General features: G+C 64.9%; 14 protein-coding genes, 1 tRNA gene and 1 pseudogene. 13 read left to right on the forward strand and 3 right to left on the reverse strand.

What is annotated here, in order from left to right; all coding sequences use genetic code 11:
• Positions 1-293 precede the first annotated feature (293 nt).
• The 10 genes and pseudogenes from AC1VNY_RS09045 (at position 294) to AC1VNY_RS09090 (ending at position 8604) form a co-directional block, all read left to right on the forward strand.
• Entirely contained in the window at positions 294-866 is a 573-nt protein-coding gene (locus AC1VNY_RS09045; protein ID WP_482404889.1) for a TRAP transporter small permease, read from the forward strand.
• Positions 866-2149, forward strand: a complete 1284-nt coding sequence (locus AC1VNY_RS09050) for a TRAP transporter large permease (RefSeq protein ID WP_028342403.1) — start codon at positions 866-868, stop codon at positions 2147-2149. The genes AC1VNY_RS09045 and AC1VNY_RS09050 overlap by 1 nt, the downstream gene beginning before the upstream one ends.
• 162 nt (positions 2150-2311) lie before the next feature.
• Complete coding sequence (locus tag AC1VNY_RS09055; protein WP_482404890.1) at positions 2312-2902, forward strand: Spy/CpxP family protein refolding chaperone; 591 nt, start codon at positions 2312-2314, stop codon at positions 2900-2902.
• 164 nt (positions 2903-3066) lie between these two features.
• Positions 3067-3142: transfer RNA gene (locus tag AC1VNY_RS09060), tRNA-Lys, on the forward strand.
• Positions 3143-3542: 400 nt separating this feature from the next.
• Positions 3543-3956 (forward strand): hypothetical protein, encoded by a 414-nt coding sequence (locus AC1VNY_RS09065; protein ID WP_482404891.1) that lies wholly within the window; start codon positions 3543-3545, stop codon positions 3954-3956.
• Between the two features lie 3 nt (positions 3957-3959).
• Positions 3960-4217, forward strand: a pseudogene (locus tag AC1VNY_RS09070) (helix-turn-helix domain-containing protein); the annotation flags it as partial.
• Between the two features lie 264 nt (positions 4218-4481).
• Positions 4482-5732, forward strand: a complete 1251-nt coding sequence (locus tag AC1VNY_RS09075) for an acetyl-CoA C-acetyltransferase (RefSeq protein WP_018272923.1) — start codon at positions 4482-4484, stop codon at positions 5730-5732.
• A gap of 18 nt (positions 5733-5750) precedes the next feature.
• Entirely contained in the window at positions 5751-6533 is a 783-nt protein-coding gene (locus AC1VNY_RS09080; RefSeq protein WP_482404892.1) for an SDR family NAD(P)-dependent oxidoreductase, read from the forward strand.
• 20 nt (positions 6534-6553) lie between these two features.
• Positions 6554-7321 carry a crotonase/enoyl-CoA hydratase family protein gene (locus AC1VNY_RS09085; protein ID WP_482404893.1) on the forward strand — a complete coding sequence of 256 codons (768 nt, stop codon included), beginning with the start codon at positions 6554-6556 and terminating at the stop codon, positions 7319-7321.
• 122 nt (positions 7322-7443) lie between these two features.
• Positions 7444-8604 carry an acyl-CoA dehydrogenase family protein gene (locus tag AC1VNY_RS09090; RefSeq protein WP_038379081.1) on the forward strand — a complete coding sequence of 387 codons (1161 nt, stop codon included), beginning with the start codon at positions 7444-7446 and terminating at the stop codon, positions 8602-8604.
• Between the two features lie 35 nt (positions 8605-8639).
• Here AC1VNY_RS09090 and AC1VNY_RS09095 read toward each other — a convergent pair whose 3' ends face one another.
• Entirely contained in the window at positions 8640-9317 is a 678-nt protein-coding gene (locus tag AC1VNY_RS09095) for a GntR family transcriptional regulator (protein WP_482404894.1), read from the reverse strand.
• Between the two features lie 142 nt (positions 9318-9459).
• Between AC1VNY_RS09095 and AC1VNY_RS09100 the strand changes: the two genes are divergently transcribed.
• Together AC1VNY_RS09100 and AC1VNY_RS09105 are read left to right on the forward strand one after the other, a co-directional pair.
• On the forward strand, positions 9460-12861 hold the full coding sequence (locus AC1VNY_RS09100; protein WP_482404895.1) for a molybdopterin-dependent oxidoreductase: 3402 nt from the start codon (positions 9460-9462) through the stop codon (positions 12859-12861).
• Positions 12862-12914: 53 nt separating this feature from the next.
• The gene (locus AC1VNY_RS09105) at positions 12915-14369 is read left to right on the forward strand and encodes a short-chain fatty acid transporter (RefSeq protein ID WP_482404896.1); all 1455 of its coding nucleotides are present in this window, start codon (positions 12915-12917) and stop codon (positions 14367-14369) included.
• Positions 14370-14497: 128 nt separating this feature from the next.
• Here the strand turns inward: AC1VNY_RS09105 and AC1VNY_RS09110 are convergent, their stop codons facing one another.
• Positions 14498-14707, reverse strand: a complete 210-nt coding sequence (locus AC1VNY_RS09110) for a hypothetical protein (protein ID WP_482404897.1) — start codon at positions 14705-14707, stop codon at positions 14498-14500.
• A gap of 17 nt (positions 14708-14724) precedes the next feature.
• Between AC1VNY_RS09110 and AC1VNY_RS09115 the strand changes: the two genes are divergently transcribed.
• The gene (locus AC1VNY_RS09115; protein ID WP_482404898.1) at positions 14725-14946 is read left to right on the forward strand and encodes a hypothetical protein; all 222 of its coding nucleotides are present in this window, start codon (positions 14725-14727) and stop codon (positions 14944-14946) included.
• A gap of 9 nt (positions 14947-14955) precedes the next feature.
• On the opposite strand, the gene AC1VNY_RS09120 is transcribed toward AC1VNY_RS09115, so the two are convergent.
• On the reverse strand, positions 14956-15681 hold the full coding sequence (locus AC1VNY_RS09120) for a formyltransferase family protein (protein WP_482404976.1): 726 nt from the start codon (positions 15679-15681) through the stop codon (positions 14956-14958).
• Positions 15682-15700: the final 19 nt, after the last annotated feature.

Consider the following 15700-nt stretch of genomic DNA (forward strand, 5'->3'; position numbering starts at 1 on the left):
GTGTATAAGAGACAGGGGTTGGGGTGGGGGCTCTCTCCACGAGTCATTCTCTTGAAGAGAGCCCCCACCCGTATCGCATCTTCGATGCGACGTAGCCGAAGCCTAGCTTCGGCGTTCTACAGGGACGGCCGAAGGCGGCCTACGCTCCCCCGCAAGCGGGAGAGGTGAACGAGTTTGCGGATCGGTCTCTCGATCGAGAACCGTCAAGTAGTTGAATGAACGCCGCGGCCGCGTGAGGTCGCGGCTTGGGTGCCGTGGCCGGTTGCCGCATCAGGCCATGACAGGGGAGATCAATGCTGCTCAAAATTCTGGATCGGCTCGAGGAAATCATCATCGCGAGCCTGATGGGGGCCGCGACGCTGCTGACCTTCGTCACGGTCGTGCACCGTTTTCTGGTCGACGTTCCCGTACTCTATCCGTACCTGTTCGGCATCAATCTCGCCTGGTCGCAGGAACTCTGCATCTACATGTTCATCTGGATGGCGAAGTTCGGCGCCGCCTATGGCGTGCGCGCCGGCGTCCATGTCGGCGTCGACGTCCTGATCAACCGCCTCAACGATTTCTGGCGCAAGCGCACCATCATCTTCGGCCTGCTCGGCGGCGCGCTGTTCACCGGGATCGTCGGCACCATGGGCGCGAAATTCGTGTTCGAGTTGATGCATACCGACCAGGTCTCGCCGGACCTCGAGATCCCGAGCTGGATCGTCTACGCCTGCATCCCGCTCGGCTCCTACCTGATGTGCTTCCGTTTCCTGCAGGTGTGCTGGAATTACTGGTGGACCGACGACCTGCCGCACCATGACGCCTCCCATGTCGATGGCGTCGAGACCAGCAAGACCGCGCCCGTCGCGCTTGGAGAAGCGTGATGAGCGCCGCACTTATTTTCGGACTGCTGTTTGCCCTGATGCTGACGGGCATGCCGATCTCGATTTCGCTCGGCCTGACCGTGCTCACCTTCCTGTTCACCATGACCGAGGTCCCGATCGAGAGCGTCGGCCTGAAGCTGTTTTCGGGCCTCGACAATTTTGGCATCATGGCGATCCCCTTCTTCATCCTGGCTGGCACCTTCCTGACCCGCGGCGGCGTCGCGCGGCGCATGATCGCGTTCACGACCTCGCTGGTCGGGCATCTGCCCGGCGGCCTTGGGCTAGCGGGCGTCGCGGCCTGCGCGATGTTCGCGGCGATCTCGGGCTCGAGCGTTGCCACCGTGGTCGCGATCGGCTCGATCATGATGCCGGCGATGGTCGATCACGGCTATCCGAAGCGTTTCGGCGTCGGCGTGATCTCGACCTCGGGCGCGCTCGGCATCCTGGTGCCACCCTCGATCATCCTGGTGCTGTACGGCGTTTCCACCAACACCTCGATCGGCGCGCTGTTCATGGCCGGCATCGTGCCGGGCGTCGTGCTCGCGCTGATGCTGGCCGCGGTGACCTTCTTCGTCGCGCGGCGCAACGGCTATCCGAAGATGCCGCGCGCGACCATCGGCCAGCAGTTCACGGCGTTCCGCGAAAGCATCTGGGGCCTGTTGCTGATCGCGATCGTGCTCGGCGGCATCTATGGCGGCATCTTCACGCCGACCGAAGCGGCCGCGGTCGCCGCGACCTACGCCTTCTTCATCACCGTGTTCGTCTACAAGGAGCTGAAGCTCTCCGAGGTGCCGAAGGTGCTGCTGCAGGCGGCGAGCATGAGCTCGATGCTGCTCTACATCATCACCAACGCGGTGCTGTTCTCGTTCCTGATGACGCACGAGCAGATCCCGCAGGAGATGGCGGCCTGGATCATCGACAAGAACTTCTCGGTCTGGATGTTCCTGCTCGTCGTCAACGTCATCCTGCTGCTCGCCGGCAACGTGATGGACCCGTCGTCGATCCTCTTGATCATGGCGCCGATCCTGTTTCCACTGGCGACCAAGCTCGGCGTGCACCCGGTGCATCTCGGCATCCTGATGATCGTCAACACCGAGGTCGGGCTGTGCCATCCGCCGGTCGGGCTCAACCTCTACATTGCGAGCAGTATCGCCAAGATGGGCATCAGCGAGATCACCATCTCGGTCCTGCCGTGGCTGTGCGCGATGCTGGTGTTCCTCGGCCTGATCACCTACGTGCCGGAGATCTCGCTGTGGCTGCCGCGCCTGCTCGGAATGATCTAGCGCAAACAACAGAAATCCAGAGCGCAACCTCGCGCTTTGGATGTTTCTGCAATGCAATGAAAGCGGATTACATCTTGGTAACAGAGCTCTCCCTGTCCAATCCGTAAGTTGAAGGCGTGGGCGGGCGGCATCATCTTCGAGCAACCTTCAAAGGAGGTTCGTATGAAGAAAGTTCTGCTCGCCGGTATCGCGGCGCTCACGATTGCCGGTTCGACCGCGGTCTATGCCCAGCATCGTCCCTGGTTCCACGGTCATATGCGGATGAGCCCCGAGGATCGGGCCGCCTTCCTCGACGCGCGGATCGCCGCCGTCCACGCCGGGCTGAAGCTCAACGCCGATCAGGAGAAGCTGTGGCCGCCGGTTGAGGCCGCGGTGCGCGACTTCGCCAAGCTGCGGCTCGATCGCGCCAATGCGCGGATGGCCGCCGAGAAGACCGATGCGGACAAGTCGCAGAAGCCGGATGATCCGGTCGCCCGCCTGCGCGAGCGCGCCGACAACATGGCGTCGACCGCGACGTCGCTGAAGACGATCGCCGACGCCGCCGACCCGCTCTACAAGACGCTCGACGACAACCAGAAGCGGCGGCTGAGCATGCTGACCCATATGGAAGGGCGCGGCTTCGGCGCCGAGGGCTGGCGCCGCCACCGCCTCGAGCGCGGCATGGACCGCTGGGAGCGCGGCGGCCGCGGCTTCGATCACGACCGTTTCGACCGCGACGATAGCCCCGATCAGGAGCGCTCCGGCCGGCTCTGAGCGCCGTCCGCCGGCACCCTCGCCAAGCCCATGAAAGACCGCCGGATTCCGGCGGCCTTTCGGTTGTCAGAAAGTCGGGAAAACTTGCTTGAGCTTGCTGGACATCGGGGAATCGCTTTGCTAAACGACCGCTCTCTTGCGAGGGTCATTTCCGGACAAGTTCCGGGCGCATAGCTCAGTTGGTAGAGCAGCTGACTCTTAATCAGCGGGTCCCAGGTTCGAGCCCTGGTGCGCCCACCAAGCTTTCATAGCTTAGGTTCGCCCTCGTAACGGCCATCCCGGCCAGCGGTCGTGTCTGTTCCGACAACCGCTATTGCCTGCTTCCTTGCTTCCTCACGCCGCTTCCCGATCTCAGCTCTTATGCTTGCGCATCCGCTTCGCACCGGCCGGCAAATTGTCGAGGCATGTCCGCGAACGCGCGCGGAATGTCGATCGCCGTTCGGCAGCGGTCTGCATTTGACGAAGTTTCACCACGACGGATCGCGATCGCTGCGTTGACAGGCGTTGGAGGCGAAGGTGCGGGCTGAGCGCGGGGCGCCCTGCGGCGAGGGCCGGTTGACAGCGGAGAGCGCCCACTTTAATCACCTGACTAATTAATCAATTAATTAAGGTCCGAAACCCTAGGGAAAGAATCCGCCTGATGCTGGCCGGCCAGAGACATCCGAAGCTGCTTGCCCCGCGCGGTCGCGGCTTCACTTGGCTGGAAAACCAGATGTTCGTGCATTCCGTGCGCAGCGGTCTCGGACAGGCTGAGAATGACCTTGTCGAGCAGCCCGCACGCTTGGCCGCGCGCAGCGTCGGTGTGATCGCCGCGGGCGGACCGAACGCCGGAGCGACCGGCCGTCGCGTCAGACCGTCGATCCCGGAACAAGCTGTGCAGCACCGCTGCAATCGCCCACGCGGTGCACGCCGCGGGCCCCTGCCGCCAAATTCCGCACATCAGTTCGCGCGCGCGAGCGTTGCGCGCCCGGCCGTGACGTCGCGGATCGGCGTCGGCCGCTCGAAGCAGAGTGGGCTTCGTTCACCCGTATGGAAAATGAGGAGTGAGGCGTAAACGATGGGACGTCGATCTGAGGTACTAATGGCACAAGAGACCGCCGGCACGGACAACCGGCGCGTGATCCAGGTGGTGTCGCGCGCATTCGACATCGTGCGTTGCTTCGAAGGTCGAAGCATACGCCTGGGAAATCGCGAAATCGCCGATCGCTGCGGTCTTCCCCGATCGACGGTGTCGCGTCTCACCTTGACGCTTACCCAGATCGGCCAGCTGATCTATCTGCCGCAGGAGCAGAAATATGCCCTCGGTCCCCACGCCGCCCCGGCCGGCGCGCCGTTGTTTGCGCAGGGTTGCGATAAGCCTGTCTGCGCCGACGAGCGTGAGCGCGATACGGCGCAACCGTCCGTGCTGATCAACTCGCGCTATTTCGAAGATCAGCGCAGCCCGATTGCCGCGCCGCTCGCGGTGACGCCACACCGCTGACGCCTCGCCCTGTTCCGGGGTAAAAAGACGCAGCGGGAGCGGCCGGGACCGATCGGCACGAGCCCACAGTCAAGAAGCATCCAAAGCAGAGGGAAACCCATGTCTGAAGCATACATCATCGACGCGGTCCGCACGCCGCGCGGCATCGGCAAGCCGGGCAAGGGTGCGCTGTCGCACCTGCATCCGCAGCATCTGGCCGCGACGGTGCTCGGCGCGCTCAAGGAGCGCAACAAGCTCGACACGTCGACCGTCGATGACATCATCTGGTCGACATCGACTCAGGAAGGCAAGCAGGGCGGCGATCTCGGACGCATGTCGGCGCTCGCGGCGGGCTACGACATCAACGCCAGCGGCACGACGCTGGATCGTTTCTGCGGCGGCGGCATCACGTCGGTGAACCTCGCGGCAGCGTCCGTGATGTCGGGGATGGAAGATTGCGTCATCGCCGGCGGCACCGAGATGATGAGCTATCAACAGACCCTCGCAGCCGAGCGTTCCAAAGCCGGGCAGCCGGCGCGGATGATGGGTTCGGGCAATCCGGCCCTCGACGAGATTCACCCGCAGTCGCACCAGGGCGTGTGCGGCGACGCCATCGCGACGCGCGAGGGGATCAGCCGCGAGGCCTGCGATGCCCTGGCGCTGACGAGCCAGCAGCGCGCCAAGCGGGCCATCGATGAAGGGCGTTTCGCCAAGTCTGTGATCCCCGTCCTCAACGACGACGGCAGCGTCGCGCTCAATCGTGAAGAATTCCCGCGTCCGGAGACCACGGCTGAAGGCCTTGCTTCGCTGAAGCCGAGCTTCGAGCAGCTTGCCGATTTCGATCTCGGTAACGGCACGACGTTCAAGAAGCAGATCCAGCGCCGCTACCCGGACCTGGAGTGGAAGGGCGTGCACCATGCCGGCAACAGCTCGGGCGTGGTGGACGGCGCCGCCGCGGTGCTGATCACCTCGAAGGCATATGCCGAGAAGCACGGCCTCAAGCCGCGCGGCCGCATCGTGGCCTATGCCAACCAGGGTGACGACCCGACCTTGATGCTCAACGCGCCGGTTCCGGCGGCCAAGAAGGTTCTCGCCAAGGCCGGCCTGACCAAGAACGACATCGACGTCTGGGAGATCAACGAGGCCTTCGCGGTCGTCGCCGAGAAATTCATCCGGGACCTCGAGCTGGACCGCGAGAAGGTCAACATCAATGGCGGCTCGATCGCGCTCGGCCACCCGATCGGCGCGACCGGATCGATCCTGATCGGCACGGCGCTCGACGAACTCGAGCGGAGCGGCGGACGCTATGGCCTGGTCACCATGTGTGCCGCCGGCGGCATGGCGCCGGCCATCATCATCGAACGCATCTGATCGCGAAAGGATATTGCCATGAAACTCGATTCATCGCTCGCCGCGGTCGTCACCGGCGGCGCTTCCGGCCTTGGTGCCGCCACCTCGCGCGCGCTCGCTGCGCAAGGCGTGAAAGTCGCGATCTTCGACTTCAACGAAGAGAAAGGTGAGGCCATCGCCAAGGAAATCGGCGGCGTGTTCTGCAAGGTCGATGTCACCTCGGACGAGCAGGTCGATGCGGGCTTCGCCAAGGCCCGCGCGGCGCATGGCCAGGAGCGCATCCTGGTGAACTGCGCCGGCACCGGCAACGCGGTGAAGACCGCGGGCCGCGACAAGAAGACCGGCGAGCCCACCCACTTCCCGATCGACGCCTTCAACCGCATCATCCAGATCAACCTCGTCGGCACGTTCCGCTGCATCGCCAAGTCGGCGCAGGGCATGCTGTCGCTGGCTCCGCTGGAGCACGGCGAGCGTGGTGCGGTCGTCAACACAGCCTCGGTCGCGGCCGAGGATGGCCAGATGGGGCAGGCGGCTTATTCGGCCTCGAAGGCCGGCGTCGTCGGCATGACCCTGCCGATCGCGCGCGACCTGATGGCCGAAGGCATCCGCGTCAACACCATCCTGCCGGGCATCTTCAACACCCCGCTGCTGCAGGGCGCCCCGGAGAACGTCAAGGCCGCGCTCAGCGCATCGGTGCCGTTCCCGAAGCGTCTCGGCCTGCCGGAGGAATATGCGCAGCTGGCGCTGACCATGATCACCAACGGCTACTTCAACGGTGAAGACGTCCGTCTCGACGGCGCCATCCGCATGGCCCCGCGTTAAGCGATCAGGAGACGAAAGCGATGTCCGAAGAAACTGCGGTCCTCACTGAAGTCCGTGGACCGATCCTGATCATCACCCTGAACCGGCCGGAAGCGAAGAACGCGGCCAACCTCGCCCTCTCCAAGGGCGTGGCCGCGGCGATCGACCGGCTCGACGCCGACGATACCTTGAGCGTCGGCATCATCACCGGCGCCGGCGGCACATTCTGCTCGGGCATGGACCTCAAGGGGTTCCTGAAAGGCGAGCGGCCGTCGATCCCGGGCCGCGGCTTCGCCGGCCTTACCGAGGCGCCACCGAAGAAGCCGCTGATCGCGGCCGTCGACGGCTACGCGCTCGCCGGCGGGATGGAGATCGCGCTGTCGTGCGACATGATCGTCGCCAACCGCAACGCCAAGTTCGGCATCCCCGAGGTGAAGCGCGGGCTGGCGGCCGCGGCCGGCGGCCTGATCCGTATGCCGCGCCAGATGCCGTTCCGTGTGGCGATGGAGTTCGCATTGACGGGCGAGTTCTTCGGCGCGGAGCGTGCCTACCAGCTCGGCATCATCAACCGTTTGACCGATGGCCCGGCGCTCGACGCGGCGCTCGAGCTTGCAGCCGCGATCGGTGCCAACGGCCCGCTCGCCGTCAAGGCATCCAAGCAGGTGATCGTCGAATCCCGGCTCTGGCCGGAAGATGAGATGTGGAAGAGGCAGCAGGAGATCGTCGGTCCCGTCTTCGTATCCGAGGATGCCCGCGAGGGCGCGGCTGCCTTTGCAGAAAAACGCCCGCCGAACTGGAAGGGCAAATAGGGCATCGGCTGTTTCGATGACGGAGCGTCGGTTTTGATTGCAGCAGAACCGGCGCTCCAATTTTTTGTACCGGTGCCTCGGCGCACGCCGGCGGTTTCCATGACAGCGCTATTGGGTGATTGATGCGCAGCTTTACCGAAGACCAGGTCATCTTCCGCGACTCCTACCGCAAGTTTCTCGCCAGCGAGATTGCGCCCCATATGGAGGAATGGCGGGAGGCCGGCATCGTCGACCGCAGCGCGTTCAAGAAGGCCGGCGACCTCGGCTTCCTGATGATCTGGCCCGAGGAAAAATATGGCGGAATGGGCGACGAGGACTTCCGCTACGAGCAGATCATCATCGAGGAGACTGCGCGATCTGGCTGCAAGGGCTGGTACAACACGCTGCACAGCCGCTTGGTCGGTCCTTATTTCAAGCGCTTCGGCACCGAGGAGCAGCGCGACCGCTTCCTGCCGAAATGCGTCAGCGGCGAGACGATCCTGGCCATCGCGATGACCGAGCCGGGCGCGGGCTCGGACCTTGCTGGCATGCGGACGACGGCGGAAGACAAGGGCGATCATTTCCTGCTCAATGGCTCGAAGACCTATATTTCCAACGGCATCAATTCCGACGTGGTGATCGTCGCGGCCAAGCTCGCGGGCGCCGAGAAGAAGCATGCCATGGTGCTTCTGATCGTCGAGCGCGGCATGGAAGGTTTTGAGCGCGGCCGCAATCTCAAGAAGATGGGCATGCCGGCGCAGGACACTGCCGAACTGTTCTTCAACAATGTGAAGGTGCCCAAGGCCAACGTGCTGGGAGAACCCGGCAGGGGCTTCTACTATCTGATGGAGGGCCTTGCCGAGGAGCGGTTGATCTCCGCGGTCGGATCGATCGCCAACGGCCGCAAGGCGTTCGACATCACGCGCGCTTACGTGATGGACCGCAAATTGTTCGGCCGGCCGCTCGCCGAACAGCAGAACACCCAGTTCCGCATGGCGGAGATGGATGCCGAAATCGATCTCGTGCAGGTCTATGTCGATCACTGCGTGGCCGAGCACAATGCCGGACGCCTGACCAGCAACATGGGCGCCAAGGCCAAGATGATGTCGTCGGAAGTCGAGTGGAAGATGCTCGACCTTGGCGTCCAGCTGCACGGCGGCGCGGGATACATGGACGAATATCCAATCAGTCGCATGTTCACCGATGCACGCGTCAATCGAATCCTGGCTGGAAGCTCCGAAGTGATGCGGCTGATCATCGGCCGCGATGTCTTCTCGGAGCACTACAAGAGCATTCTGGACTAGCCGGTCACCACGACCGGCATCTGCCTCCGCCCGCGTCAGCCGCGGGCCTGCCGCAGCGGCTCGCGCGCATGCTCCTTCGAGCGCAGCAATGCATCGACGAAGATCGGCTCCCAGGAGCGGATGTGCGTGCGCAGCAGGGTTGTCAGCGCCTCGGTCTCGCCGGCGAGCGCGAGCTCGATCAACCGGTAGTGCTCGGGCACTGACGCTTGCTGCCGCTCGTGGCCGGCGCGGGAGCTGATGCCGTAGAGCCGCATCTTGTCGCGCAGGCCCATCACCGTGTCGGTCAGCAGGTCGTTGCCGGCGGCCGCGATGAACTCGCGATGATAGTTGCGGTCGGCTTCCAGATAGAGCTGGACGTCGTCGGTCTCGACGGCTTTGGCGATCTGGTCGGCCCAGCCGCGCACGACCGTCAGATCCTTTGGCGGATTGGCGGCGACCAGCACAGCGGCGTGCAGCTCGAGCACCTCGCGCATGTCGAACAGGTTGCGCAGCTCGGTCAGCGTCGGCTCGACCACCTTGAAGCCGCGGTTGCGCATCGGCTCGACCAGGCCGCCGCGGCTGAGCTCGAGCAGCGCTTCGCGCACCGGCGTCGAGGAGACGCCGAGGCTCGCCGCGAGACTCGGCACCGAATACATCGTGCCCGGAAGGCTCTGCCCGGAAATGATCTCGGCCCGCACCCGTTGCAGCACCTGTTCTCGCAAATTCTGGTCCATCGGTGGTCGTGGCCGCCTCTCGCTGGGAACTCCGATTCGTCGCTGATTATTACTTAGCCTTGACGCGGCCGGTAGCGTATGACGTAAATGTGTAACGCATTACAAGAATGCGTCACACAGACTGACTGGATGGTGAGACGGCGTGAAACAACGGCTGCCCGGCTATTGCACGCTTTGTCGCTCGCGCTGCGGTGCCGTCACCGTGGTCGAGGATGGGCGCCTTGTCGGCGTAGAGGTATTGAATAACCACCCGACCGGCGGTGCGCTTTGCGCCAAGGGCAGGGCGGCGCCCGAAATCGTCGCCAGCCCGCGCCGGCTGACCGTCCCGCTCAAGCGAACCCAGCCGCGCGGCGCCGCCGATCCGGGCTGGGTCGAGGTGTCGTGGGACGAGGCCTTGACCGAGATCGCCGCCCGGCTCGGTACGATCCGCGCGGAGAGCGGCGCCGAGGCGGTGGCGTTCGGCGTCACCACGCCGAGCGGCACGCCGATGGTCGACAGTTTCGAGTGGGTCGAGCGCTTCATCCGCGGCTTCGGCAGCCCGAACCTGATCTATGCGGTTGAGGTCTGCGGCTGGCACAAGGACTATGCGCACGCGCTGACCTTCGGCCGCGGCATCGGCTTTCCCGATTACGACAATGCCGATGCGATTATCCTGTGGGGCCACAATCCGGCGCGGACCTGGCTCGCCCAGGCAACGCGGATCGCCGATGCGCGGCGGCGCGGCGCCAAGGTCGTGGTGATCGATCCCAAGCCGAACGGCTCGGGGCAGCAGGCCGATCTCTGGCTGCGCATTCGCCCGGGCGCCGATGGCGCGCTCGCGATGGGGGCGATCCGTCACCTCATCGCGACCGGCAGCTTCGATGCGGATTTCGTCAACGCATGGACCAATGGATCGCTGCTGGTCGATCGCGCGACGGGACGCTTCCTGCGCGCCGACGCATTGTGGCCGGATGGCGCGCCGGAGGCTTTCGTTCGTCTCGATGCGTCGGGCGCGCCCGTGCCTTGCGACACCCGTTACGCGCCGGAGAGCTGTGGCCAGCTGCGTGGCGCGCTGCAGGTCCGGGCACGCGACGGCCGGATGATAGCGGCGGCAACTGCGTTCGAGCTGCTCGTCGAGCGGGCCGCGCCTTACAAGCCGGCGCGCGTCGCGGAGTTGACCTGGCTGCGTGTCGAGGACGTCGACGCGTTCAACACGCTGCTCGCTCGCCGGCCGCGGCTCGCCTATCATTCCTGGACCGGCGTCGGGCAGCACACCAACGCGACCGCGATCGAGCGCACGATTGCGACGTTGTATGCGCTGACCGGCGCTTGCGATCGGCCCGGCGGCAATCGCTGGCCGGTGCCGCCGCCGACGCGCGCCCTCAACGACTACAATATCCTGTCGCCGGAGCAGCAGGCAAAGGCGCTGGGCATTGCCGAACTGCCACTCGGCCCGCCGGCCAAGGGCTGGATCACGGCGCGCGATTTCAGCAGAGCGGTGCTCGACGGCGAGCCTTACCGGGTGCGCGCGCTGGTCGCCTTCGGCACCAACTTCGTCGTCTCGCAGGGCCATTCCGAGCGCAATCGCGCCGCGCTGAACGCGCTGGAATTCCAGGTTCATATCGACATGTTCATGAACCCGACCGCGGAGAGCGCCGATTTCGTGCTGCCCGCCAGCACGCCGTGGGAGCGCGATGCACTCAAGATCGGATTCGAGATCACGCAGGAGGCCGTCGAGACCGTGCAGTTTCGCCCGCGCATGGTCGAGCCGGTCGGTGAGGTGAAGGCCGACTACGAGATCGCCGCCGCGCTCGCGCTCAAGCTCGGGATGGGCGAATTGTTCTTCGGCGGTGATATCACGGCCGGCTGGAACTACCAGTTGGCGCCGCTCGGCATCGGTGTCGAGGATTTGCGCGGGCATCCCGAAGGCCGCCGCTTCCCGCAGATCTTCCGCGACGAAAAATACGCCGTGGCGCGCGAGGACCGAACGGTTGCCGGATTCTCAACGCCGACGCGCCGCGTCGAGCTTTATTCCGAGCTGATGCTGGGACACGGGTATGATCCCTTGCCCGACCACGTCGAGCCGGTCGGCAGCCCGCTCACGGCAGCGCCGGACGCACGCTTTCCCCTCGTGCTTTCCACTGCCAAGAGCGGCTGGTTCGTTCACTCCTCTTATCGGCACGTCGCCTCGCTGCGGCGCAAGTCGCCCGATCCGGCCGTCGAGATCAGTCCGCAACTCGCCGAGCGGCGCGGCCTTGCCGAAGGCGACTGGGCCGTGGTGGAGACGCATGGCGGTGCCGTGCGCCTGAAGGTGCGCCTCAATGCGGCGCTCGACGATCGGGTCGTCGTCGCCGAATTCGGCTGGTGGGAAGACTGTCCGCCGCTCGGCCGCGAGCGTTCCGCGACGGCAGGCATCCACACCCGCAACATCAACGCCGTGCTGCATGACGATGCGCGCGATCCGGTCAGCGGGTCCGTCCCGCTGCGCGCGATCGTCTGCGATATCAGGCGCGACGGAATTGCCAGTCGTGGCCTGTGGAGCGGTCAGCGGCGGTTCACGGTCGGCGCGCGCCGCGCCGAGGCAGATAATGTCGTCGCGCTCAACCTGCTGCCGCTTGACGGTGGTCCGCTGCCCGACTTCCTGCCGGGCCAGCACGTGATGGTCTCGCTGCCCGGCGCACCGGAGGCGCGGGCCTACTCGTTGACCGGATCGGGCGATCTGCCGGATGTGCTCTCGATAGCGGTGAAGGGGCGCTTCTTCAATGAGGCGCCGGGTGGCGGCTCGCCGTTCTTCATGCCGGATCGTCTGCACCGTCTTGCCGTCGGAGACGAGGTCGTGCTGGAGCCGCCGGGCGGCATCTTCACGCCGCCATTGAAGGGGCCGCGGCCGCTGATCTTCCTCGCCGCCGGCATCGGCATCACGCCGTTCATGAGCCATCTCGAAACACTGCAACGCATTGCACCACAGGATCGCGTTGGCGAAATCCTGCTGCTGCACGGCTGCCGTAGCAGCCGGGAGCATCCGTTTGCCGAGCGGCTTGCGGAGCTGGAAGCCGGCACCCCAGGGCTGAAGCGTGTGACGTTCTATTCCGCGCCGTTCGCGCAGGACCCGATCGACTCGCATTCGTTGCGCAAGGGGAGGGTTGATCTCGGACAGGTCAAGCCGCTGTTGGCGCGCCGGCCGCTGGTCTACATCTGCGGTTCGCCGGAATTCGTTGCGGCACAGATCGAGGCCGTGACGGCGCTCGGCGTGCCGCGCTTCGACATTTTCGCCGAAAGCTTCGTGTCGCCGCCATCGGTGCCGAGCAATCTTGCGCCGCGCACCATCCGGCTTGCGGGCAGCAAGCGGAGTTTTTCCTGGGGGCCGGAGCAGGGGACGCTGCTTGATGCGGCGAGTGCGGCGGGCGTTGCGCTGCCGAGCGGCTGCCGTGTCGGGCAATGCGAAAGCTGTGCGGTTCAGGTCGTCGATGGGGAGTTCACCCATCTCGGCCCTGTCGATGGCAGCGAGGGACGGTGCCTCGCCTGCCAAGCCGTGCCGCTGACCGATCTCACGCTCGCGCTTTGATGACCAAACACGATTGAAGGTTGTAACCGCATTACCGGAAGAGGATCAGATTGATGACGAATGCAACGCACGATCAAACCGTGAGCTTGCGAAAACCTGTCGCGGACAACATCATCGCGCGATTTTCGCAAGCCCTGGTGGCGTTTGCGGAGCGCTGGTTTCCGGATGCCTACGTCTTCGTCCTGATCGCGGTGATTGCGGTCGCAATCGGCGCGATCCTGCATGGCGGTTCGCCGCTCGCCGTTAGCCGCGCGTTTGGTGATGGGTTCTGGAACCTGATTCCCTTCACGATGCAGATGGCGCTGGTCGCGATCGGCGGCTATGTCGTGGCGATGTCGCCGCCGGTGGCGGCCGTGCTGGCGCGGCTCGCCAGCGTGCCGAAGACCGGGCGCGGCGCCGTGGTCTTTGTCGGCGTGCTCAGCATCTTTCTGTCGCTGCTGAACTGGGGCCTGAGCCTGATCTTCTCGGGTCTTCTGGTGCGGGAGATCGCACGCCGCACCGACATCAGGCTCGACTACCGGGCGGCCGGTGCCGCCGGCTATCTCGGGCTCGGCTGCGGCTTCACCCTCGGCATCACGTCTTCGGCCGCGCAGCTCCAGGCCAATGCCGGCAGCATTCCGGCATCGCTTCTGCCGATCACCGGCGTGATCGGTTTCTCGGAAACCATCCTGACCTGGCAGAACATGGTCACCGTCGTGATGGTGACCGTGGTCTCCGCTGCGATTTGCTATTTCACGACGCCTGCGCCCGAACGGGCGAAGACGGCGGAAGACCTCGGCGTTGCGCTCGGCGATGATCGCATCGAGGCTAGGAAGCCTGCGCGTCCGGGCGACTGGCTGGAGTTCAGCCCGCTGCTGACGATCCTGATCGCCGTGCTTGCCGCCGGCTGGTTGTGGCAGACATTCCAGTCGGGCAATCCGTTGATCACGTTGTCCGGCCTCAACACCTATAACTTCGTCTTCCTCATCCTCGGCATCATGCTGCACTGGCGTCCGCGCAGCCTCATCGAGTCGTTCTCGAAGGCGATGCCGAGTGTCTCCGGCGTGCTGTTGCAGTTTCCGTTCTACGCCGGCATTGCGCAGATCCTGACCAAGGTCCCGAACAGCAGCGGCACGACGCTGTCGGACACGATCGCACACTGGTTCGTCGGCGCCTCCGGCAATTCCACCGTGTTCTCGTTCCTGGTCGGAATCTATTCGGCGCTGCTCGGCTTCTTCGTGCCGTCGGCCGGCGGAAAGTGGATCATCGAGGCGCCCTACATCATGAAGGCGGCCAACGACATCGGTGCGCATCTCGGCTGGACGGTGATGGTCTACAACATCGCCGAGACGCTGCCGAACTTCATCAACCCGTTCTGGATGCTGCCGCTGCTCGGCATCCTCGGCCTGAAGTCGAAGGATCTGATCGGCTACACATCGGTGCAGTTCTTCATCCACTTCCCGATCGTGATGCTGCTGGCGGCGATCCTGATGGCGACCTTCACCTATCATCCGCCGATCCTGCCCTGAGCGATCATGGCCGGGCACCCGGTGCCCGGCCAATCAGCGCTCGACGACCGTCATCACCAAAATTGTGCTGTTTTTCCGCCCGCCGCGAACGAGCCATCGCGCCGGGCAGTCATCTTTGGACAGTCATTTCATTGACCGCGGCGCGGTTCGGCCGGATATTGATGCGCGATATCCGTGTTGTCCAAGGTCACCGCAATGAGACATGACCACTGCAGCTTGATGTGCGACATGCGAAGCCGCATGCAGCATCGCTGTGTCTCGGCGGCGACCGGCGTCTGTTGTTGTTGATCGCTTCGACGAATCCAAAGCACCCGACAATCAGACAGGAGCGCCGTCATCCGGCGATCGAACACGCATGTCCCAAGCCCAAATGTCCCAAGCCTATGTCATCGAGGTATCGGATCGCACCGCCGGCATCGTCGTCAGCGATAGCCGCGGCTTCTGCTTCTTCTCCTCTGACCGCGCCTTTGACGGCCTCGACGGCGGCTATTTCGGCTCCGCGCGCGCCGCGGAGCGTGCGGTGAGAGCCCACTTGCAGCGGCACCGCGAGGTCCCGGGCCGTGCGACGCGCGGTTGAGGCCGGTTCTCAGGAGGCCGCGGCGAGCGGCGGCGAGACCACCTGCGGAGCCTCGGGCGCCTGCGTGGCAGTCGTTGCCAGCTGGAAGCGGATGCCGTGCAACGAGCAGGTCAGCGGGATGCCGCGGAAATCGTCATGGAAGGCGCGAATCCGACGCGCCAGCTCGCCGGCGCTGATGCCGGCGGGAAGCTCGCACATCTCGCGGTACATCCGCCGCGTGCTCTTGATTCCGCACCAGGCGATCTCCAGTTCCGCCAGCGGCATGGGATCGCAGGCGAGATCGCGCGACATCCGCCAGAACAGATGGGCAAGCCGCACATAGGCGATCTGTTCGAGTCCGCGTACGCTGATCTTGTCGGGAATGATGAAGGACTCGACCCCGACGATCGGGCCGGAATCGACGCGCGCGGCCATCACATGGGCCGTCGCGCCGAAGGTGCGGGCACCGTCATAGAGCGCGAAATGCGCCGGCGCCCAGCCGGGATATTGCGGCGGGCCGGGATGGAAATTGTAGGCGCCGTGGCCGAGCGCCGCCAGAATGTGCTCCGGCACGATGACGCTGGTGGTGAAGGCCAACAGCCGGGCCTCGCGCAAGACCTCCGGTTCGATCGCCGCGAGGTCTTCGGCGGTCACCGCGCAGCGGAACGACAGCGCCGGATTGTGCGCCTTCAACAGTTCGGTGAGCGCGAATTGCTGGTCGGCGACGCCGGTGAGAAGGATGATTGTCTTCATGATTTCGATGTCCTTCCCTTGC

It is taken from the genome of Bradyrhizobium ferriligni, assembly GCF_056837965.1.

What these genes read in the sequence shown, in the direction of transcription:
- AC1VNY_RS09045 (WP_482404889.1), top strand. Translation starts at nt 294, where the DNA reads ATGCTGCTCAAAATTCTGGATCGGCTCGAGGAAATCATCATCGCGAGC.
- AC1VNY_RS09050 (WP_028342403.1), top strand. Translation starts at nt 866, where the DNA reads ATGAGCGCCGCACTTATTTTCGGACTGCTGTTTGCCCTGATGCTGACG.
- AC1VNY_RS09055 (WP_482404890.1), top strand. Translation starts at nt 2,312, where the DNA reads ATGAAGAAAGTTCTGCTCGCCGGTATCGCGGCGCTCACGATTGCCGGT.
- AC1VNY_RS09065 (WP_482404891.1), top strand. Translation starts at nt 3,543, where the DNA reads ATGCTGGCCGGCCAGAGACATCCGAAGCTGCTTGCCCCGCGCGGTCGC.
- AC1VNY_RS09075 (WP_018272923.1), top strand. Translation starts at nt 4,482, where the DNA reads ATGTCTGAAGCATACATCATCGACGCGGTCCGCACGCCGCGCGGCATC.
- AC1VNY_RS09080 (WP_482404892.1), top strand. Translation starts at nt 5,751, where the DNA reads ATGAAACTCGATTCATCGCTCGCCGCGGTCGTCACCGGCGGCGCTTCC.
- AC1VNY_RS09085 (WP_482404893.1), top strand. Translation starts at nt 6,554, where the DNA reads ATGTCCGAAGAAACTGCGGTCCTCACTGAAGTCCGTGGACCGATCCTG.
- AC1VNY_RS09090 (WP_038379081.1), top strand. Translation starts at nt 7,444, where the DNA reads ATGCGCAGCTTTACCGAAGACCAGGTCATCTTCCGCGACTCCTACCGC.
- AC1VNY_RS09095 (WP_482404894.1), bottom strand. Translation starts at nt 9,317, where the DNA reads ATGGACCAGAATTTGCGAGAACAGGTGCTGCAACGGGTGCGGGCCGAG.
- AC1VNY_RS09105 (WP_482404896.1), top strand. Translation starts at nt 12,915, where the DNA reads ATGACGAATGCAACGCACGATCAAACCGTGAGCTTGCGAAAACCTGTC.
- AC1VNY_RS09110 (WP_482404897.1), bottom strand. Translation starts at nt 14,707, where the DNA reads ATGACGGCGCTCCTGTCTGATTGTCGGGTGCTTTGGATTCGTCGAAGC.
- AC1VNY_RS09115 (WP_482404898.1), top strand. Translation starts at nt 14,725, where the DNA reads ATGTCCCAAGCCCAAATGTCCCAAGCCTATGTCATCGAGGTATCGGAT.